The organism is Bosea sp. ANAM02, assembly GCF_011764485.1.
In the GTDB taxonomy this organism is placed as follows: Bacteria; Pseudomonadota; Alphaproteobacteria; order Rhizobiales; family Beijerinckiaceae; genus Allobosea.
The window spans coordinates 2,867,544-2,885,622 of record NZ_AP022848.1 but is presented as its reverse complement, the minus strand read 5'-3'; the positions used below and the strand labels follow the sequence as shown (position 1 = coordinate 2,885,622).

Annotated in this window: 20 protein-coding genes; 3 read left to right on the top strand and 17 right to left on the bottom strand. The window is 66.9% G+C overall.

From position 1 onward, the window contains the following. Positions 1-110 precede the first annotated feature (110 nt). Genes OCUBac02_RS13915 through OCUBac02_RS13905 form a run of 3 tightly spaced genes read right to left on the bottom strand, consistent with a single transcriptional unit; the run spans position 111 to position 2,312 of the window. Positions 111-944 carry a transporter substrate-binding domain-containing protein gene (locus OCUBac02_RS13915; RefSeq protein ID WP_173046384.1) on the bottom strand — a complete coding sequence of 278 codons (834 nt, stop codon included), beginning with the start codon at positions 942-944 and terminating at the stop codon, positions 111-113. Between the two features lie 50 nt (positions 945-994). After that, complete coding sequence (locus OCUBac02_RS13910; RefSeq protein WP_173046382.1) at positions 995-1,636, bottom strand: amino acid ABC transporter permease; 642 nt, start codon at positions 1,634-1,636, stop codon at positions 995-997. Between the two features lie 7 nt (positions 1,637-1,643). Further along, positions 1,644-2,312: an amino acid ABC transporter permease gene (locus tag OCUBac02_RS13905; protein ID WP_173046380.1), complete on the bottom strand. Its 669-nt coding sequence runs from the start codon at positions 2,310-2,312 to the stop codon at positions 1,644-1,646. A gap of 326 nt (positions 2,313-2,638) precedes the next feature. Here OCUBac02_RS13905 and OCUBac02_RS13900 point away from each other — a divergent pair, with 326 nt between their 5' ends. Continuing rightward, positions 2,639-3,304 carry a TetR/AcrR family transcriptional regulator gene (locus OCUBac02_RS13900; protein ID WP_173046378.1) on the top strand — a complete coding sequence of 222 codons (666 nt, stop codon included), beginning with the start codon at positions 2,639-2,641 and terminating at the stop codon, positions 3,302-3,304. Between the two features lie 35 nt (positions 3,305-3,339). Here the strand turns inward: OCUBac02_RS13900 and OCUBac02_RS13895 are convergent, their stop codons facing one another. After that, positions 3,340-3,834, bottom strand: a complete 495-nt coding sequence (locus OCUBac02_RS13895; RefSeq protein WP_173046376.1) for a type II 3-dehydroquinate dehydratase — start codon at positions 3,832-3,834, stop codon at positions 3,340-3,342. 184 nt (positions 3,835-4,018) lie between these two features. Here OCUBac02_RS13895 and OCUBac02_RS13890 point away from each other — a divergent pair, with 184 nt between their 5' ends. Both OCUBac02_RS13890 and OCUBac02_RS13885 read left to right on the top strand, forming a co-directional pair. After that, positions 4,019-4,711: a GntR family transcriptional regulator gene (locus OCUBac02_RS13890; protein WP_173046374.1), complete on the top strand. Its 693-nt coding sequence runs from the start codon at positions 4,019-4,021 to the stop codon at positions 4,709-4,711. Between the two features lie 136 nt (positions 4,712-4,847). After that, positions 4,848-5,630 carry a helix-turn-helix transcriptional regulator gene (locus OCUBac02_RS13885; protein WP_173046372.1) on the top strand — a complete coding sequence of 261 codons (783 nt, stop codon included), beginning with the start codon at positions 4,848-4,850 and terminating at the stop codon, positions 5,628-5,630. Positions 5,631-5,636: 6 nt separating this feature from the next. On the opposite strand, the gene maiA is transcribed toward OCUBac02_RS13885, so the two are convergent. The 13 genes from maiA to fahA form a co-directional block, all read right to left on the bottom strand. Then, the gene (gene maiA / locus OCUBac02_RS13880; RefSeq protein WP_173046370.1) at positions 5,637-6,269 is read right to left on the bottom strand and encodes a maleylacetoacetate isomerase; all 633 of its coding nucleotides are present in this window, start codon (positions 6,267-6,269) and stop codon (positions 5,637-5,639) included. A 14-nt stretch (positions 6,270-6,283) separates the two neighbouring features. Then, positions 6,284-7,054, bottom strand: a complete 771-nt coding sequence (locus OCUBac02_RS13875) for an SDR family NAD(P)-dependent oxidoreductase (RefSeq protein WP_173046368.1) — start codon at positions 7,052-7,054, stop codon at positions 6,284-6,286. Between the two features lie 13 nt (positions 7,055-7,067). Then, positions 7,068-7,898, bottom strand: a complete 831-nt coding sequence (locus tag OCUBac02_RS13870; protein WP_173046366.1) for an SDR family NAD(P)-dependent oxidoreductase — start codon at positions 7,896-7,898, stop codon at positions 7,068-7,070. A 24-nt stretch (positions 7,899-7,922) separates the two neighbouring features. Beyond that, positions 7,923-8,543, bottom strand: a complete 621-nt coding sequence (locus OCUBac02_RS13865) for a glutathione S-transferase family protein (protein ID WP_173046365.1) — start codon at positions 8,541-8,543, stop codon at positions 7,923-7,925. A gap of 13 nt (positions 8,544-8,556) precedes the next feature. Continuing rightward, a complete protein-coding gene (locus tag OCUBac02_RS13860) occupies positions 8,557-10,254 on the bottom strand; it encodes an FAD-dependent oxidoreductase (RefSeq protein WP_173046364.1) in 1,698 nt (565 codons plus the stop codon). A 10-nt stretch (positions 10,255-10,264) separates the two neighbouring features. Further along, a complete protein-coding gene (locus tag OCUBac02_RS13855) occupies positions 10,265-11,008 on the bottom strand; it encodes an SDR family NAD(P)-dependent oxidoreductase (protein WP_173046363.1) in 744 nt (247 codons plus the stop codon). Between the two features lie 31 nt (positions 11,009-11,039). Further along, positions 11,040-11,753, bottom strand: a complete 714-nt coding sequence (locus OCUBac02_RS13850; protein ID WP_173046362.1) for an ABC transporter ATP-binding protein — start codon at positions 11,751-11,753, stop codon at positions 11,040-11,042. Continuing rightward, positions 11,746-12,531, bottom strand: a complete 786-nt coding sequence (locus OCUBac02_RS13845) for an ABC transporter ATP-binding protein (RefSeq protein ID WP_173046361.1) — start codon at positions 12,529-12,531, stop codon at positions 11,746-11,748. Before OCUBac02_RS13845 ends, OCUBac02_RS13850 begins: the two co-directional genes overlap by 8 nt. After that, complete coding sequence (locus tag OCUBac02_RS13840) at positions 12,521-13,504, bottom strand: branched-chain amino acid ABC transporter permease (RefSeq protein ID WP_173046360.1); 984 nt, start codon at positions 13,502-13,504, stop codon at positions 12,521-12,523. Before OCUBac02_RS13840 ends, OCUBac02_RS13845 begins: the two co-directional genes overlap by 11 nt. A 6-nt stretch (positions 13,505-13,510) precedes the next feature. Continuing rightward, positions 13,511-14,464, bottom strand: coding sequence for a branched-chain amino acid ABC transporter permease (locus tag OCUBac02_RS13835; RefSeq protein WP_197933268.1), 954 nt, complete (start codon positions 14,462-14,464; stop codon positions 13,511-13,513). 17 nt (positions 14,465-14,481) lie between these two features. After that, positions 14,482-15,690 (bottom strand): ABC transporter substrate-binding protein, encoded by a 1,209-nt coding sequence (locus OCUBac02_RS13830; protein WP_173046359.1) that lies wholly within the window; start codon positions 15,688-15,690, stop codon positions 14,482-14,484. A gap of 127 nt (positions 15,691-15,817) precedes the next feature. Beyond that, positions 15,818-16,555, bottom strand: a complete 738-nt coding sequence (locus OCUBac02_RS13825) for a GntR family transcriptional regulator (RefSeq protein ID WP_173046358.1) — start codon at positions 16,553-16,555, stop codon at positions 15,818-15,820. Positions 16,556-16,641: 86 nt separating this feature from the next. Continuing rightward, on the bottom strand, positions 16,642-18,006 hold the full coding sequence (gene fahA, locus OCUBac02_RS13820) for a fumarylacetoacetase (RefSeq protein WP_173046355.1): 1,365 nt from the start codon (positions 18,004-18,006) through the stop codon (positions 16,642-16,644). Positions 18,007-18,079 lie beyond the last annotated feature (73 nt).

Sequence of the window (18,079 nt, the reverse complement as noted above, 5' to 3'; positions counted from 1 at the left end):
TTTCTCGGCATCGGACCGAAAAAGGGCTTCCACTTTCGGAGAATTCTGATGCCAAAACAAAGAGTTGGATCGCCGCTTTGCGTCCGGTAGGACGCGCGGCGATCCAACGCTCAGCTTGCGGTGAAGGTGATGCCTTCGAGGCTGTCCGGGAACTTGTGCACCGGCACCTTCATCCACTTGTCATAGATCTTCTGCAACTCGCCATTGGCCTTGATCTTGTCGATGAAGCTGTTGATCGCCGCGTTGATCTCCTTCTCGCCGAGGCGGGTGCAGGCGCCGTTGTAGAGGTTCTGGAATTCGAGCTTGTTCTCGAACTCGCCGGGGCGGCCCTGCTCGATGCGCTGCATGTAGAAGATGTTGCCGCCGATCGCCTGGACCTGGCCGGAGACCAGCGCCTGGATCGAGGGCGCATCGCCGTCATAGCGGCGGATCGTGGTGTTGGCCGGCGCGTTCTTGGTCACCTGCGTGTCCTGCGCCGCGCCCTTGGCGACGCCGATCGTGTAGCGGCCCATGTCCTCGTTGGTGGTGATCTTGTCCTTCTTCGGGCCGATGAACACGATGGTGTTGGCGACATAGGGCTTGGAGAACTGCACGGCCTTGGCGCGCTCCGGCAGCATCGCCATGGTCGCGAACAGCACGTCGACGCGGCCGGTGGTCAGGGCCGGAATGCGGTTGTTGACCTCGAGCGGCACGAACTCGACCTGCACGCCGAGCTCCTTGGCGAAGAGCGTCGCGATATCGGCGTCGAGCCCGTCCTGCTTGCCGGCGCTGGTGACGAAGCCCCACGGCGGGTTGTCGCCCTGGATGCCGACGACGATCTTGCCCTTGGCCTTGATCTCGGCCGGAGTGACCGCAAGGGCAGGGCTGCCGAGCACGGCCGGTATCGCAAGCGCGGCGGCACCGGCGATGAGAACGCTGCGGCGGGTGGTCTTCATCTTCGTCATGTTTCTCTCCCTCTGTTGTGCTTGGTGGTTGGTTCAGGCGGTGAACGGGGTCAGCGCGCGGCGATGGACATGCGGCGTTCCAGATGCGAGCCGTAGAGCGAGAGCGGCCAGCACAGCAGGAAGTAGAGGATGCCGACGATCCCGAAGACGAGAAGCGGCTGAAAAATCTGGTTCGAGACGATGTTTCCGGCGCGCGTCAGCTCGGTGAAGCCGACGATGGCGGCGAGCGAGGTGCCCTTGATGAGCTGGACGAGGAAGCCGATCGTCGCCGGCAGCGAGATGCGGATCGCCTGCGGCAGGATGACGTCGCGCATGCGGGAGACATAGGACAGGCTTAGCGCCTTGGCGGCCTCGGTCTGGCCCTTGGGCACTGCCTCGATCGAGCCGCGCCAGATCTCGCCGAGATAGGCGCTGGCATGGAGCGTGAAGCCGATCGCGACCGCGACCCAGGCATCGAGCTTCAGCCCGACCAGCGCGAGGCCGTAATAGACCACGAAGAGCTGCATCAGCAGCGGCGTGCCCTGGAACAGGGCGATATAGCCCGAGGTGATCCGCTCCATCAGCGGCCTGCCGGAAACCCGCATCAATGCGATCGCGAGCCCGAACACGCCGCCGCCGACGAAGCCGACCAGCGAGAGCAGCACGGTCCATTTCAGGCCGGTGAGCAGGAAGAGGAATTCGTTCGATCCCATCGCGCCCTCACTTCACCGGATAGCTGAAGTAACGGGTCGAGATCGCCGAAAAGAAGCGCATCATCACCCAGGAGATCACGAGGTAGAACAGCGTGATCGTGCCGTAGACCTCGAAGGAGCGGAAACTGTCGGATTCGATCCGCTGCGCCACCGAGGTCAGTTCGTAAGCCGAGATCGCCGAGGCGATGGAGGTGGTCAGTGTCAGCAGCACGAACTGGCTGGTAAGCGAGGGGAAGATCGCCCTGAGTGCCGGCTTCAGCACGATCAGCCGGAAGACCTGGGCCTTGTGCAGGCCGAGTGCGAGGCCGGCCTCGATCTGGCCCTTGTCGATCGACTGGACGCCGCCGCGGATGATCTCGATGGCATAGGCGCCGCCATTGATGCCGAGCGCGATGATCGCGGTCGGCGTCGGGTCGAGCCGCAGGCCCGCCAGCGGCAGCGCGAAATAGATGAAGAAGATCTGGACCAGGAAGGGCGTGTTGCGGATCACCTCGACGAAGGCCTTCACCGCCCAGCGCACCGGCGCGATTTTCGAGTCGCGCAGGATCACGCCGCCGATGCCGATGACGATGGCCAGCGCCATGCCGCAGATCGCGAGCAGGAACGTGCCGAGGCAGCCCATCAGCAGGGCTGGCATCCCGTCGATCACCGGCGTGAAATCGAGCTTGTAGTTCATGGCGCTCCCTAGATCATCGCGCGCTCCATGGAGCGCGAGAACGATGATCTATCTCCTTGGCATTGCGTCGGATTCATCCGGAAAGCGGCTTCCGCTTCTCGGTCCGATGCAGTTGCGGTCGACCTTCTCGAAGGGGTCGATCCGGCTCCCGTCTGCAGTCGCGGCACCTCTCGTCGGGTGCCTTGGCCTTCAGGCTCGCCGGCTTGCGCTCTGCCGGCGTCATGTTAATTGTACCATCTAGTTCATTTGGTCAAGCGCAATGTACCGTCTTGTCCATTTCGATGCGTTCGCCCTAGTGTCCGGGCTGGTTTTCGCGTGGGTGAAGCATGACCAAAGCAGCGTCGGCCTCGAAGGGAGCGGGCCGCAGGCCGGCCTCCTGGACGCAGGACCCGGAAGGCGTGCGCCGCAACATCCTGGCGGTTGCAAAGGAGGAGTTCGTCGAGAACGGCCTGAGCGGCGCGCGGGTCGACGAGATCGCGGCCCGGACCGCGACCAGCAAGCGGATGATCTACTATTATTTCGGGGACAAGGAGGGGCTCTACCGCGCCGTCCTCGAGGAGATGTACGAGCGCATCCGCGGCTTCGAGCGCAGCCTCGATCTCGCGAGCCTGCCGCCGGTGGAGGCGATGACGTTGCTGGCCGGCTTCACCTTCGACTATCACGCCGAGAACCCGGATTTCGTGCGGCTCGTCATGGTCGAGAACATCCACCATGCCCGCCATCTCGCGACCTCGGACCGGATCGCGTCGCTCAATCTCTCGGCCATCGACATGATCCGGGAGGCCTATGAGCGCGGCGTCGCGGCGGGGCTGTTCCGACCGGGCATCGAGGCGCTCGACATCCACCTGACGATCAGCGCGCTCGCCTTCTACAACGTCTCCAACCGCGCCAGCATCCGTCAGGTCTTCGGTCACGACATGGGCGCGCCCGAGGCGCTGGTTCGCCGCCGTGCTGCCGCGATCGACACGGTGTTGCGCATGCTGCGCGCCTGAGGCCTTGCCGGGAGGGGCAGACGAAGACATCGCCGTCAATTCCGCGCCGCGACGAGGCCGGCCATCGCCTGGATGGCGAGTTCGTAGCCGGCGGCGCCCATGCCAATGATGATGCCGGTCGCCGTCCGCGAGACCAGCGAGTTGTGATAGATGCTCTCGCGCGCATGTACATTCGAGATGTGCAGTTCGATCTTCGGGCCGTCGAACATCTTGAGCGCGTCGAGCAAGGCGATCGAGGTGAACGTGTAACCGGCGGGGTTGACGATGATCCCGCAGGCCTCCAGCCGCGCCTGATGCACGCTCTCGACCAGTTCGCCCTCGAAATTGGTCTGGCGGAAATCGACCGAAAATCCGAGCGAACCCGCCTTCGCCTCGCAGCGCCCCTTGATCTCGGCCAGCGTGGTCGAGCCGTAGATATGCGGCTCACGCTGCCCGAGCAGGTTCAGGTTGGGGCCGTTCAGGATGTAGAGGCGGCGCGATGCAGCCGCGCCTCCCGCTGGCGTGCGGGCAGGCTCTTCCTTCTCCGACATGACGACCTCCCGGGGCGATGCTCTGACGGCTTCGCTCGCGTTTCCTGAGGCGAACGTGATACAGGATGGAAACAAGATCAACTGATATTTAGAAAATCATCTGCTAATCCATGCAGACGCAATTGACGGCCTTGCGGTTGGTCGCTGCGGCTGGCAGGAACGTTGCGAGACAGGGCGGAGCGGCATGACGGACGCAGCATTCGAGATCGGTGGCGAGGAGATCCCGGTTCTCTCGACCGGCGAGCAGGCCTATGAACGCATCAAGCACGACATCGTCTTCGGCGTGCTCCAGCCCGGCCAGCGCCTGACGCTCGACCGTTTGAAGGCGGTCTACGGCGTCGGCATCAGCACTTTGCGCGAGATCCTGAACCGGCTGGCGCCGGAGGGGCTCGTGGTCGCGGAAGGGCAGCGTGGTTTCCAGGTCGCGCCCTGTTCGGCAACTGACCTCAAGGAACTCGCCGATCTGCGCCTGCTGATCGAGAGCAATGCCCTGGCGCAATCCTTCGAGGCTGGCGATGTCGAGTGGGAAGGGCGCGTCGTCGCCGCCCATCACAAGCTCGCCCGGATGGAACAGCGCCTGCTCGCGGGCGACGAAGCCGGCACGCAGGCCTGGAAGCGCTACGATTTCGAGTTCCATCAGGCGCTGGTCTCGGCCTGCGGCTCAAAGGCGCTGCTCAATCTTCATGCCGGCATCTATGACCGCTACCTGCGCTACCAGATGGTGTTCTTCATCTTCTGGGGCCCGACATCGACCGAGGACCACAAGGCCCTGCTGCACTGCGCGCTCAACCGCGACGCAGTCCAGGCGCAAAAGCTGCTGCACGGCCATATCCATGGCTGCATCGAGACAGCGCTGGAGCGCGGCCTGGTCGGCTGATTGCGCCATTCAGAAGCATCGCGGTCTCATCCGAAAGTTTGCATGCGAAGTTGGATACTGTTAACGCTGTGAGCCTGAAACGGCCTCCGCCGCCGGCTGCACGCCGGGCTGAAAGAGGGGCCGGCGGGAGGTTCGAATGCAGCTCGTGGCCATTCGGCAGGCTGTCGCCGCGCGCAGTATCCTGGCGACCATGCCGCGCGTGATCGAGAGCGTCGGCCGCTCCGATTTTTCCAGCGGCCTGTTCGATATCGCGCGCCGCTTCACCGACACCGAGATCGTTACCGCCTTCGTCGCGGGTCCCGACGGCGAGGTCCATACGCTGCTGGCCGAGAACCACTACAATTCCGGGCAGCCGGCGCTCGAGATCGCCCGCCGGTATGTCTCCCGGCACTGGCGCGCCGATCCGGCCAACGCGATCGCGCTCGACGAGGGCGACGAGGCCGGTTGCTGGGGCGTGCGGATGAAGGCCGGCGACATCGAAAGCTCGGCCTATCGCAGCGAATGCTATCTCTCGGTCGGGCTGTCGGAGCGCTTCTCGCTGCTGCAGCGCCGCAAGGGCGGCACGATGCGGCTCAGCATCTATCGCCGCCGCAAGGAGAGCTTCGGGGAAGCGGAGATCGCCAATCTCGTCGAGAGTGCGCCGCTGCTGATGGCGGCGCTCTGGCGCCATTACGAGGTGACGAAGCCGGCGGGCGGCCGTGGCGCGGCCAAGGGTTTCCATGCCCGATTGGAAAAGGCTGCGCCGGAGCTGTCGAAGCGCGAGCGCGATGTCTGCGCGCTCGTCGCCGCCGGCCTGACCTCCGAGGGCATCGCGCTCGAACTCGGCGTCGGCATCAACACCGTCCTGACCTATCGCAAGCGCGCCTATGCCCGGCTCGGCATCTCCTCGCAGAACGAGCTGATGCGCATCCTGATGTGAGCCGGCTCAGGTGGCGTCCGGCTGCTGGTCGGGTCTTGCCGCGATGAAGGCGGGCAGGGTGGCGCAATGCGCGTCGATCGCGACGAGCCTCGGATAGGGTGCAAGGTCGATCCCGTAGCGCCGCGCGCTGCCGATCTGCGGCACGAGGCAGATATCGGCCAATGTCGGCGCCTCGCCGAAGCAGAACGGGCCGGGCCGGTCGTGGATCAGTTGTTCGCAGGCGCGAAGGCCCTCGCTCATCGCGGCGGCAAGCCAGCCCTGCACATCCGCTTCCGAAAAGCCCTTGCCGCGCAGGCGCTTCTGGATCTTCGGGTTCTGGAACGGATGGGTCTCGCAGGCGATGACCAGAGCGAAGGCCTCGACGTGGGCGCGTAGCACATTGTCCGTCGGGAAGAGCGGCGGCTGCGGCATCGCGCGATCGAGCCAGCCGATGATCGCGAGCGATTGCGTCAGCACGGTGCCGTCGTCGAGCTCCAGCGCCGGGATCAGCTTCTGTGGGTTGATCGCCGCATAGGCCGGCTCGTTCTGGGCGCCGTCGCGCAGGTTGTGGATCGCGCTCTGCGGCGCCACGCCCTTGAGGTTGAAGGCGATGCGCGTGCGCCAGGCGGCCGAGGAGCGGAAATAGCCGTGCAGGATCATGTCGGGTTTCCTCGTCAGGCCATTCGGTAGCCGCCATTGACGTCGATCGTCGCGCCGGTGACGTATGAGGCCTGCTCGGAGAGCAGGAAGGACACGGCCCCGGCGATATCCTCCGGTGAGCCGAGCCGGCCGAGCGGCACGGCCTGCGCCAGCGCATCCATCGAGCCCGGCGCGGCCGAGCGCGGCGTCGCGGCGGCCAGCATCGGCGCGTCGATCACGCCGGGCGCGACGCAGTTCACGGTGATGCCGAGCGAGGAGAGTTCGCGCGCCATCGCCTTGGTGAAGCCGAGGATCGCCGATTTCGACGAGATGTAGCTGGCCGAACCGCGATAGCCGCCGAGCTCGGCCGCGACCGAACTCGTCGTGGTGACGCGCCCGCCTTCGACCGGCAGCGCCCGGCGCCGGCGCGCATAGGCGCGGATGCTGAGGAAGACGCCGCGCGTGTTGACGGCATGGGTCTTCTCCCAGTCGTCGAGCGTCATGTCGAAGATGGTCGGCCGCTCGCCATCAGCCGCCATCAGCAGCACGCCGGCATTGCAGACCAGCCCGGTGACGGGGCCATGCGCCGCCTCGACCGCATCGAACAGTGCCTCGACGGAAGACTCGCTGGAAACATCGACCGCCCAGCCGCTATGGCCGGAGCCGGGCAGGGCGCTCGCGACTGCTGCCGCCGGCTCCTTCGTCAGGTCGCAGACGGCGACGCGCCAGCCATCGGCCGCGAGCTTCTGGGCGATCGCCGCGCCGATGCCGCGGCCGGCGCCGGTGACGAGGGCGAGCTTGCTCATGTCGGTCTCCGGTTCATTCGCTGTAGACGCCCTGCGCGAGCAGGGCCTTGGACGAGAAATCGCGGCCATGGCCGCGCGTGAAGAAGCCGGCCGAGACGCCGCCATCAGCCATGATCAGCGCGCCGTTGACGTAACTCGCAAGGTCCGAGAGCAGGAACAGGCAGACCGAGGCGACCTCGGAGGGCTGCGCCAGCCGCCCCAGCGGCGTGCGATCCTCCATCACGCCGGAGACGAAGCTTTCGGGGATGCCGCGGCGGATCATCGGCGTATCGGTCGCGCTCGGGCCGATGCAGTTCACCCGGACACCATGCGAGCCCCATTCGACGGCGAGGTCGCGGGTCAGCCCGACGACGCCGGCCTTCGAGGCGCAGTAATGCGCCCGGCCGGACTGGCCGCCGAGCGAGGAGACCGAGCCGATCGTGACGATGGCGCCGCGCCCGCGCGCGACCATGCGTCGGCCCGCCGCCTGGCAGGAATAGAAGGTGCCGGAGAGATTGACGCCGATCACCGCCTCCCAGCTCTCGGCGGCGAGTTCGGTCGCCGGGGCAGGGCGGGAGATGCCGGCCGCCGTGATCAGCCCGTCGAGCGGGCCGAGATCGCGCTCGATCGCCTCGATCGCGGTTTCGGTCGCCGTCGGACTGCGCACGTCGAAGCTGACCGCAAGCGCACGGACGCCAAGCGCCTCGATCTCGCGAACCGTTTGAGCCGCGCCATGCTCATTCGCATCCGCAATGGCAACGGCCGCGCCTTCGCGGGCCAGCGCCAGCGCGCATTCACGCCCGATGCCGGAGGCGCCGCCGGTGATCAGGACGGTCCGGCCAGCCAGCCCGAGATTCGCACCCATCGCCGCCTCCCGCTCGCTCTGGCCTCAGCCCAGCTTCTGGCCGCCGAAGGCGGGGCGCTCGCCGATCTTGGCAAACCAGGCGGCGGCCTGCGGCCGACCCTCGCGCCAGTTCAGGTCGGCGAAGCGCAGGTCGAGATAGGCCAGCGCGCAATAGAAGGTGATCGTGCCGATATCGACGCGGTCCCCGAAGCCGGCCGCCTTACCCTCGATCAGGTCGAGCGTGGCATGGACCTTGGCGAGCTGCCCGTCGATCCAGCGCTGCCAGCGCTGTTCCTCGCTGCGCAGCAGGCCCTCGTAGCGCGCGGCCAGCGCCGCATCGAGCAGGCCGTCGCCATAGCTCTGCTCGGTCAGGGTGTTCCAGCGCGCCTTGGGCTCCGCCGGGAACAGCGAGCCGCCGCCGAGCCCGTCGAGATATTCGCAGATGACGCGGCTGTCGGCGATCGCCGTGCCGTCCTCCAGCAGCAGGGTCGGCACCTGGCCGAGCGGGTTGGTCTTGATGATGTTCTGCTCGCGCGCCAATGGCCCGCCGGATTTGTACTCCTGCGAGACGTCCAGCATCTCGATCCGGTCGAGCAGGCCGAGCTCGGCGGCGGCGATCCGGACCTTGAGGACGAAGGGCGAGGTGGCGGATTGGTAGAGCTTCATCGGAGTGCCTTTCTCAGCGCGGCAGGCGGTCAGGCTCGGAGGCGAGCGCCCGCCCGGCGATGAAGCCGAAAGTGAGCGCGGGGCCGAGCGTGATGCCGGCGCCGGGATAGGCGCCGGCCATGATCGAATTCATGTCGTTGCCGCAGGCATAGAGCCCGCCGACAGGTTTTTCGTCGCGGCCGAGCACGCGCGCCTGCGGGTCGCAGGTCAGGCCGGTCGCGGTGCCGATATCGCCGGGCCAGACCTTCACGGCATAGAAGGGCGCGGTCTCGATCGGCCCGAGGCAAGCATTGGGCTTGTGGTTGGGGTCGCCGAGATAGCGGTTGTACTCGCTGGAACCCTTGCCGAAGGCGGCATCCGTGCCGGAGCGCGCGGCGGCATTCATGCCGGCGATGGCTTCCGCCAGCGCCGCGGCCGGCACGCCGATGCGCCCGGCCAGCGCGGCGACGCTATCACCCTCGAACAGGTAGCCGGCTTCGACGAAGGCCTTCGGCGTCTTGAGGCCGGGATGGACGAGGCCGAGCCCGTATTTGCGCAGGAAATCACTGTCGCAGACGAGGAAGGTGGGCACGGCACCGCTCGCATGCATCGCCTCGACGAAACCGTGATAGGAGGTCGCCTCGTTGACGAAACGGCGGCCCTGGCCGTCGACGGCGATCAGGCCGGGCTTTGCGCGGTCGAGGATCAGGTGCGGGAACTGCACCTCGCTGCCATCCGGCTTCTTCAGCACCGAGACCGGCGTCCAGAAGGCCGCGCCGATATTGTCGTCGCGCAGGGCGCCGCCGGCCGCGAGGCCGAGATTGATGCCGTCGCCGGTATCGGTCTTCGGCGCCATCGAGCGATGGACATCCGCATGCGGCATGTGCTCGCCCCGCATCGCGGCATTGGCCGGGAAGCCGCCGCTCGCCAGCACGACGCCGCGCCGTGCGCCGATGCGGCGCTCGCCTTGCGGGCCCTTGACGGTGAGGCCGATGACAGAGCCGTCCTTGAGGGCTAGCGCGCCGGCCGGCGTCTGCGTGCGGATATCGACGCCCGCCTGCCGCGCCGATTTCAGCAGGCGTCCCGCAAGCGCATTGCCCATCAGCAGGCGCGCGCCGCGCGGATGGCGCAGGCGGTCGAGCCCGTACTGGATCAGCAGCTTCGCGCTATGCTTGAAGTTCGCGAGGTTGCGGAAGCGGCCGACCAGCGCGTCGATATCCTTGCGGTTCACCATCATGCCGCCAAGCACGGTGAATTCCTTCAGGGGCGGGCGCAGCAGGGCGAAATCGGCGCCGAGTTCGTTGCCGTCATAGGGCGCGGGATCGATCGTCCGTCCGCCCTTGGAGGCGCCCGGCTGCTCGGGCTGGTAGTCCGGCGAATAGGCCCGCGCCTCGAATTTCAGCGCCGTCTCGCGTTCGAAGAAGCGGACCATCTCCGGGCCGTTATCGAGGAAGGCACGCATCAGGTCCGGCCGCAGGCGGTTGCCGAGCACGGCTTCGAGATAGGTCATCGCCGCTTCGCGCGTATCGGCATGGCCGGCCTTGGCCGCATGCGGGTTCTCGGGCACCCACATGGCGCCGCCCGAGACGGCGGTGCTGCCGCCGACATACTCGCTCTTCTCGATCAGCAGCACGTCCAGCCCGGCCTTGGCGGCGGTGATCGCCGCCGACATTCCGCCGGCGCCCGAGCCGACCACGACGACGTCGCGGATTTCGTCGAAGCTCTCGCTCATCGCCATGCCCTCAGCCGCCCATGCCACCGCCGAGCGACTTGCCGCCGTCGACGAGCAGGACCTGGCCGTAGATGAAATGGGTGCGCGGCGAGGCCAGGAAGGCGACGGCGTTGGCGATGTCCTCTGGCGCCGCGAGCGCTCCCGTCGGCTGCTGGGCGAGCAGGGCCGCGCGCGCCTCTTCCGACTGCTTCGCCACCATCTCTGTCGCGACCCCGCCCGGCGCCACCGCATTGACGGCGATGCCGCGCGGCAGAAGCTCCATCGCCATCGCCCGGGTCAGGCCGACGACAGCCGCCTTCGAGGCGACGTAATGGGCGTGATTGCGGGCGCCCAGGAAGGTGCGCGAGGCGATGTTGACGATGCGCCCGCCCTTTTCCATCCGCCGCGCCACGGCCTGCGAAAGCAGGAAGAGCGCGGTGACGTTGACATCCATCATCCGGCCGAAATCGCCGGCCCCGAGATCGAAGAACGGCTTGTTCTCGAAGATGCCGGCATTGTTGACGAGCGCCTGCGCCACCGGCAGCCGCTCCGCCAGCGCGGCAAGGCCGGCGTGATCGGCAAGGTCGACCGGCTCGAAGAAGACGCTGTGGCCCTGCGCCTCAAGCTCCTTCACCAGCGCGGTCGCGACCTCCGCCTCGCGGTCGAGGATGCCGACCGAAAAGCCGTCGGCGCAGAGCCGCTCGACGATGGCCCGGCCGATCCCGCGGGCGCCGCCCGTGACGAGAGCGATGGATTTGTCCTGCGGCGTAGCCATGAGCCGGTTCCTGTTTGTGTCGCGTCCCGGCTCAGCCGCCGAGATAGGTGCGGCGGACGCTGTCGTCCTGCCGCAGTTTCGCGGATGCACCTTCGAGGGCCATCTCGCCGTTCTCGAGGATGTAGGCATAGCTCGAGCAGCCCAGCGCGATCGCCGCGTTCTGCTCGACCAGCAGGATGGTGAGCCCGTCCTTGTTCAGCCGCTCGATGATCGCGAAGATCTGCTGTACCAGCACCGGCGAGAGGCCGAGCGAGGGCTCGTCGAGGAGGAGCAGGCGCGGGCCCGCCATCAGCGCCCGGCCGATCAGCAACATCTGCTGCTCGCCGCCGGAGAGCGTGCCGGCCTTCTGCTGCAGGCGCTCCTGCAGCTTCGGGAAGTACTCGAAGACCCGCTCGAGGTCGCGCTTGATCCCGGCCGCGTCATTGCGGCGATAAGCGCCCATGTCGAGGTTCTCGCGCACGCTCATGTCGCGGAAGACCTCGCGTCCCTCCGGCACCTGCAGCACGCCGGCCGAGACGACCTTGTGCGACGGCCAGGACTGGATCTCCTCGCCGGCGAAGCGGATGCGCCCCTTCGTCACAGGCACGAGCCGCGAGACGGTGTTCAGCGTCGTGCTCTTGCCGGCGCCGTTCGAGCCGAGCAGGGCGACGATCGCCCCCTCCGGCACCTTGAGCGAGGCCTCCGAGAGCGCCTGGATGCGGCCATAGGCGGCGGAGATGCCGTCGATTTCGAGAAGGTCAGCCATGGTGCGCCTCCTGAGCTGCCTCGCGGCCGAGATAGGCTTCGATCACGGCCGGGTTGGCGCGCACCTCGGCGGCCGTGCCCTCGGCAATCTTGGTGCCGAAGCTCAGCACCGTGATCTTGTCCGAGATCGACATGACCAGCTGCATGACATGCTCGACCAGCAGGATCGTGATGCCGTCGCGCTCGCGCAATTCGCTGAGCAGGCGGTCGAGCGCCGCGATCTCGCGGTTGCGTAGGCCGGCGGCCGGCTCGTCGAGCAGCAGGAGTTTTGGGCGGATGGCGAGCGCGCGGGCGATCTCGACCATCTTCTGGTGGCCGAAATCGAGATTGCGCGCCTTGGTCTGGGCATAGGAGGTCAGCCCCGTGCGCTCCAGCAACTCATCGACATGCTCGACGATGCCGCGCGGGCGGGCGCTGATCGCGTCGCGCCAGGAGCGGCCGGCATGGACATGCGCGCCGATCAGCACGTTCTCGAAGACCGTGAGCTCGCCGAAGAGTTCGAGGTTCTGGAAGCTGCGAGCGATGCCGAGGCCCGCCATCTCGCGGGCCGGCATGCGGGTGATGTCGCGCCCGTCATAGGTGATGCGCCCGGCACTCGGCGTGTAGAAGCGCGAGATGCAGTTGAAGGTCGTCGACTTGCCGGCGCCGTTCGGGCCGATCAGCGCATGGATCGAGCCCTTGGCCACGGCCATATCGAGTCCGCCGACTGCGGTGAGCCCGCCGAAGCGGATGGTGAGCCCCTCGACGTTCAGGAAGGCAGCGGCGCTATCAGCGACCATGACGTGCCTCCCGGATACGGTCGCCGATGAAGGCGAAGAGGCCGCGCGGCGCATACATCATGAACAGGATCAGGATCGCGCCGTAGATGATCTCCTGGTATTGCGGCGCCTGGCGCAGCACCTCCGAGATAAGCCCGAACACGATCGCCCCGCCGATCGCGCCCGCGATCGAGCCGAGCCCCCCGACGACGACCATGGTGAGGACGAGGATCGTGGTCTGGAAGCCGAGGCTGTCCGGGTGGATGAAGGTCTGGAACAGGCCGAACATGCCGCCGGCAAAACCCGCGATCGCGGCCGAGAGCCCGAAGGAGACGATGCGGGCGCGCCGCACGTCGATGCCCATCGCCATGGCCGCCACCTCTGACTCCCGCACCGCCCGGAAGGAACGGCCGAGCCGCGAGCGCGAGATCGCCACGGTGAGCCCGATCATCAGGAGGCAGAAGAACAGCACGAACGGATAGGCCTGCTTGTCGCTGAGAATCTCGATCGGGCCGAACCGGGCCGGGCTGATGCGCAGGCCGTTCGGGCCGTTGGTGACGCTGTCCCAGTTGGCGAAGACCCACTGCGTCGCCTCGCCGAAGGCGAAGGTGGCGAGCGCGAGATAGATGTCGCGCATCCGCAGCGCGAGCGCGCCGATGAACAAGCCGACCGCGCCGGCGACCAGCGCGCCGAACAGCATGGCGACCGGGTAGGGCAGGTCGACCGCGCGGTTGGCGAGCGCGCTCGCATAGATGCCGATGCCGTAGAAGGCGGCATGGGCCATCGAGAACTGGCCGGTCTCGCCGATGACGATGTGCAGGCCGAGGCAGAGCACGACGAAGACCAGCAGCAGGTTGGCGATGTAGACGACATAGCCGGTGGTGAAGACGGGTAGCGCGACGGCGACGATCATGGCCACCACGAGCCCGATCAGGGCGGGGCCGGAAAGCGCGCGCCGAACGGGCGCCGGAGATGCGAGAGGGGGTGACGACATCGGGCTTTAGACCTTCTTGATCGTCAGCTTCCCGCCGAACAGGCCCTGCGGACGCAGGACGAGCACGATCAGGATGGCGAGGAAGGGGGCGAGCACGATGGCGCGCGACGAGATGAACAGCCCGACCATGTTTTCGACGATGCCGATCACGAAGCCGCCGACCACGGCACCGGGCAGGCTGGAGAAGCCGCCGACAATTGCTGCCGCGAAGGCGAGCATGACGATCGAGCCCATATCGGCGGTCATCAGGATCTTCGGCGAGATCAATAGCGCCGCGATGGCGGAGATCACGCCGGACAGGCCCCAGATCAGCATGTGGCAGCGGCGCAAGTCGACGCCGACGAGCTGCGCGGCCTTGGGGTTCATGCCGACGGCGCGCATGGCCCGGCCGGTCTTGGTATAGTTGAACATCCAGAAGAAGGCGGCCATCACCGTGACGGCGGTGCCGAAGATCGCGAGATCGAGCATCGTCACCGAGGCCTGGCCGATCATGATGGAATCCGTCGGAACCAGCGCCGGGAAGGAGCGCGGCGTGTCGCCGAAGCCGGTGCGGCGGACAAAGCCTTTCAGCACATAGGACAGGCCGAGCGTCGCGATGACGAGATAGACGAGGTCCTTGGCGGATTTCGCGACCTGATCGAGCACAAAGCGGCGGAACAGCGCCATGGCGAGGAAGGCGACGACGAGCGTCGCCGGCAGCACGACCCAGATCGGCATCTTCTGGAAGACGAACAGGTAGAGCGCGACATAGCCCGCCGCCATGAAGACCTCGCCCTGGGCGAAGTTCGGCACGTCCGAGGTCTTGAAGATCACCACGATGGCGAGCGCCAGCAGGGCATAGACGCTGCCGGAGACGAGGCCCGAGGCGATACCTTGTTGCAGGAAGATCAGCGCGAGTTGCAGGTCCATATCCGGCCCGATGCTCAGGTCAGGGAAGGGCGGCGGCGCGAAAGCCGCCACCCGGTCTCACGGGGCGATCACTTCGCCTGGTAGGTCCAGCGGCTGGTGAAGACGCCCGGCAGCGGGGCCATGGTCGTGCCGTCATACTTGATGAAGATCGTCGAGCGGTTAGCGGCGCGCTGCTGCGGGCCGAACTGCATGCGCCCGGCCATGACGCCCGAGTCGAAATCCTGCGTCTTCAGCGCGGCGAGCACCTTCTCGCGGGTCGGGTTCGGGCCGGCATCCTTCAGGGCCTTGACCAGCGACATCGCCGGGGGAATGCCGTAGGGCATATAGGTCTGCGGATGGTCGGGCTTGGCCGCCAGATCCGGATAGGCCGCCTTGTACATGTCGTAGATCGGCTTCAGCTTGGCGCCGCCGGGGGAGTCGATCATCACTTCCTGCGTGTAGAAGTTCTTGAGCGCGTCCTTGCCGACATTCTCGGCGAGCTGGTTGAGGCTGGCCGTGCCGGTGACCGAGAGGATGATTGGCTTGTTGAAGCCCATCTCGGCCGCCTTCTTGATCAAGAGCGCCGCCGGGCGGGCATAGGTGACCAGCAGGATCGCGTCCGGATTGGCGGCGCGGACTTTCAGGAAGGGCGCGGTGACGTCGTTGATGCCGGGATTGATCGACTCGACCGAGAGCTTCACGCCGTTGACCTCGGCGTCCTTCTTCGAGCCTTCGAGGTTCCAGGCGCCATAGGCGTCGTCATGGTTGATATAGGCGACGTTCTTGGCGCCGAACTGCTTGGCCGCGAACTCGACCATCGCGCCGCCGACGGCATATTGCGAGATCGAATAGGCGCCGAAGATGTAGTCGGTCGGCGGGAACAGTGCGCCGTCGCCCGACGCATTCAGCATCAGGTAGGGCACCTTGTTGCGGACGACATAGTCCTTGGCGGCGACGACGGCGGCCGAGCACGAGCCGCCATTGAGCATGAAGACGTTTTCCTGCTCGACCAGCTTCTTGACCGCCGCGACCAAATCATTGGCGTTGCAGCGATCGTCCTCGACGACGTACTCGATCTTGCGGCCGTGGATGCCGCCTTCCTTGTTGATCTTGTCGTAGTACATTTTGGCCGCGTTCACGACGTCGAAGCCATAGGCCATGTTCGGGCCCGACAGCGGGCCGAAGATGCCGATCTTGATCGCCTTGTCGGTAATGCCCGGCTCCTGCGCGCCGGCTGCGGCCCCGATCAGCAGGCTGGCGGCCAGCGTCAGGCCGGCTGCGGTCTTGTTCACGCTCATCGTCTCTCTCCCTGGTCGTCGGTTTATCTTGTCGTTGAGGTCGTCGGCTCATGGCTGCCCGATCCTGCGGGGATCATAGCGGGCCGGTGGCGGGCATCTGTCACAGCGGCGTGGGACATCGCGGCGGTTAACCCTCCGAGCCGTGCAGCGGCGCCAGCGAGGGCGCGCCATGGGCGGGGTAGGACAGCTCGCGGAAGATATGGAAGGTGCGCATGATGTGCTTGCGCATCGCCTGCTCGGCCCGGTCGCTGTCGCGCGCCCGCAAGGCCTGCAGGATGATCTCGTGATCCTCGTTGCTGAGGCGGAATTCGGCCGGCGAGGTCATCCGGGCGACCGAGCCGTTGAAGTAGAACCGGCCCGAACGCAGGATCGCGTCGCGCAGCTTCTCGTTGCGGGCGGCGCTGACGATGAAGCCATGGAACGCGCGATTGGTCTCGACGCGGGTTCGGTTGTCGGCCGGGTTGCTGGCGATACGGCGGGCATGGACGGCCGCGACCGCGGCGATCTCGTCATCGGTCGCTCTTTCCGCGGCAAGCCTGGCGGCATAGCCCTCCAGCGCTGCGCGGACCTCCGAATTCTCGCTCGCCTCGACGGCAGTGATCTCGCGCACCGCCCAGCCGCGTCTGCGCGGTACGATGAGTTGCTCGACGGCCAGCCGCTGCAGGGCTTCGCGCACCGGCGTGCGGCTGACGGCCAGCGCCGCCGCGATATCGGCCTCGATCAGCGGCTCGTTCGGCCGGATCTCCCCGGAGAGGATGGCGTTGCGCAGGGTCTCATACACATCGCCGGAGCGACGCCGGCCGGAAGCGCCCTTCTCGGCATCTCCCGGCTGGTCCGAAGCGGCGAGTGTGAAGCGCTTCTGCATGCGATCCCCGAAGGCAGCGTCGATCAGATGATGCCGAAGCTGTACCGCGTCCGCTGTCACCAGAGCAGGGGACAGCGGCACCGGTTTCAGCCGCGAGCCGGCAGCACCTCAGCCCGGCATTCGCCGAAGCCGATCGCGGCGAAGCCTTCGCGCCGGGCGCTGGCCTTCATGATGATGGCGTCGCCATCGGCGAGATAGGTCCGGCTTTCGCCATTGGGCAGCGCGATCGGCTCGCGGCCGCCGCGCGTGATCTCCATCAGGCTGCCGAAGGAGCCGGGATCGCGGCCGGAGATCGTGCCGGAACCGAAGAGATCGCCCGGTTCGAGATTGCAGCCGTTCGAGCTGTGATGGGCGACGAACTGCGCCGGCGTCCAGTAGAGGTCGCGCGTGCTGCCGAGCGAGAGCCGGAGCGGCGCCAGCCCGCTCGCGCGCATCGCCGCGGTCTCAATGAAGACCTCGAGCGTGACGTCGAGCGCATGGGGCGCGGTCGCGTCGGCCGGGCTGAGATAGGGCAGGGCCGCCGGATCGCCTTCCGGACGTGGCGCCTGAGCCCTGCGGAAGGGCGCCAGCGCCTCCGACGTGACGATCCAGGGCGAAATCGTCGTGGCGAAGCCCTTGGACAGGAAAGGGCCGAGCGGCTGGTATTCCCAGGCCTGGATATCGCGCGCCGACCAGTCGTTGAGCAGGCAGAACCCGGCGATGCGGTCATCGGCCTCGTCGATCGGCACGGGCGAACCCTGCTCATTGCCGGGGCCGATCCAGATGCCCAGTTCCAGCTCGTAGTCGAGATTGCGGCAGGGGCCGAAGCTGGGCTCGGCCTCGTCCGGCCGCTTGCGCTGCCCGTTGGGGCGCAGGAAGGGCTCGTCTGACGGTTGGACCGACGAGGCGCGGCCGTTATAGCCGATCGGGATGTGCTTGTAGTTCGGCAACAGCGGATTGTCCGGCCGCAACAGTGAGCCAATATTCAGGGCGTGCTGGATGCCGGCATAGAAATCCGTGTAGTCGCCGATCCGAGCGGGCAGGCCGAGCATGCAATTCCCAGCCGGATGAAGCATCGGTTTCAGCGTGGCCTGCGCCGGTGAGCCTTCCGCCAACAGGGCCGAAAGCCGCGCCCTCAGTTGCCTGCGCGCACCCGTTCCCAGCCCAAGAAAGCCGTTCAGGGTCGGCGCGGCTGCCGCCGCAACGATCTCCGCGATGTCAGCGCAACGACCGGACGCGGCAAGCGCCGCCAGATCGAGGATCTCGTCGCCGATGGCAACACCGCCACGCGCCGGCTCCCCATTTGGCGAGAACACACCAAACGGCAGGTTCTGGACCGGAAACTCTGCATGATCCCGCGACGACTCGACCCAGCTCCGCAGGGCCGGATCATGGCTGGCGTCGAGCGCGGCAGCGGAGGAGGTGGGGCGAGGCGGGTTTTCCGCCCGCGCTTCGAAAGTGCTGCCCTGCATAGGCTCATCCAATCCGTTCTAATACGGCCAGTTCGGACGCGAGCCTAAGCGGAAGCGATGCCCGGCCTCTGTC

Excerpts from the sequence above, each read along its gene's own strand:
- OCUBac02_RS13840 (WP_173046360.1), bottom strand. The coding sequence starts at position 13,504 with ATGTCGTCACCCCCTCTCGCATCTCCGGCGCCCGTTCGGCGCGCGCTT.
- OCUBac02_RS13915 (WP_173046384.1), bottom strand. The coding sequence starts at position 944 with ATGACGAAGATGAAGACCACCCGCCGCAGCGTTCTCATCGCCGGTGCC.
- OCUBac02_RS13910 (WP_173046382.1), bottom strand. The coding sequence starts at position 1,636 with ATGGGATCGAACGAATTCCTCTTCCTGCTCACCGGCCTGAAATGGACC.
- OCUBac02_RS13895 (WP_173046376.1), bottom strand. The coding sequence starts at position 3,834 with ATGTCGGAGAAGGAAGAGCCTGCCCGCACGCCAGCGGGAGGCGCGGCT.
- OCUBac02_RS13900 (WP_173046378.1), top strand. The coding sequence starts at position 2,639 with ATGACCAAAGCAGCGTCGGCCTCGAAGGGAGCGGGCCGCAGGCCGGCC.
- OCUBac02_RS13845 (WP_173046361.1), bottom strand. The coding sequence starts at position 12,531 with ATGGTCGCTGATAGCGCCGCTGCCTTCCTGAACGTCGAGGGGCTCACC.
- OCUBac02_RS13860 (WP_173046364.1), bottom strand. The coding sequence starts at position 10,254 with ATGAGCGAGAGCTTCGACGAAATCCGCGACGTCGTCGTGGTCGGCTCG.
- OCUBac02_RS13850 (WP_173046362.1), bottom strand. The coding sequence starts at position 11,753 with ATGGCTGACCTTCTCGAAATCGACGGCATCTCCGCCGCCTATGGCCGC.
- OCUBac02_RS13865 (WP_173046365.1), bottom strand. The coding sequence starts at position 8,543 with ATGAAGCTCTACCAATCCGCCACCTCGCCCTTCGTCCTCAAGGTCCGG.
- OCUBac02_RS13885 (WP_173046372.1), top strand. The coding sequence starts at position 4,848 with ATGCAGCTCGTGGCCATTCGGCAGGCTGTCGCCGCGCGCAGTATCCTG.
- OCUBac02_RS13875 (WP_173046368.1), bottom strand. The coding sequence starts at position 7,054 with ATGAGCAAGCTCGCCCTCGTCACCGGCGCCGGCCGCGGCATCGGCGCG.
- maiA (WP_173046370.1), bottom strand. The coding sequence starts at position 6,269 with ATGATCCTGCACGGCTATTTCCGCTCCTCGGCCGCCTGGCGCACGCGC.
- OCUBac02_RS13905 (WP_173046380.1), bottom strand. The coding sequence starts at position 2,312 with ATGAACTACAAGCTCGATTTCACGCCGGTGATCGACGGGATGCCAGCC.
- OCUBac02_RS13890 (WP_173046374.1), top strand. The coding sequence starts at position 4,019 with ATGACGGACGCAGCATTCGAGATCGGTGGCGAGGAGATCCCGGTTCTC.
- OCUBac02_RS13870 (WP_173046366.1), bottom strand. The coding sequence starts at position 7,898 with ATGGGTGCGAATCTCGGGCTGGCTGGCCGGACCGTCCTGATCACCGGC.
- OCUBac02_RS13830 (WP_173046359.1), bottom strand. The coding sequence starts at position 15,690 with ATGAGCGTGAACAAGACCGCAGCCGGCCTGACGCTGGCCGCCAGCCTG.
- OCUBac02_RS13825 (WP_173046358.1), bottom strand. The coding sequence starts at position 16,555 with ATGCAGAAGCGCTTCACACTCGCCGCTTCGGACCAGCCGGGAGATGCC.
- fahA (WP_173046355.1), bottom strand. The coding sequence starts at position 18,006 with ATGCAGGGCAGCACTTTCGAAGCGCGGGCGGAAAACCCGCCTCGCCCC.
- OCUBac02_RS13855 (WP_173046363.1), bottom strand. The coding sequence starts at position 11,008 with ATGGCTACGCCGCAGGACAAATCCATCGCTCTCGTCACGGGCGGCGCC.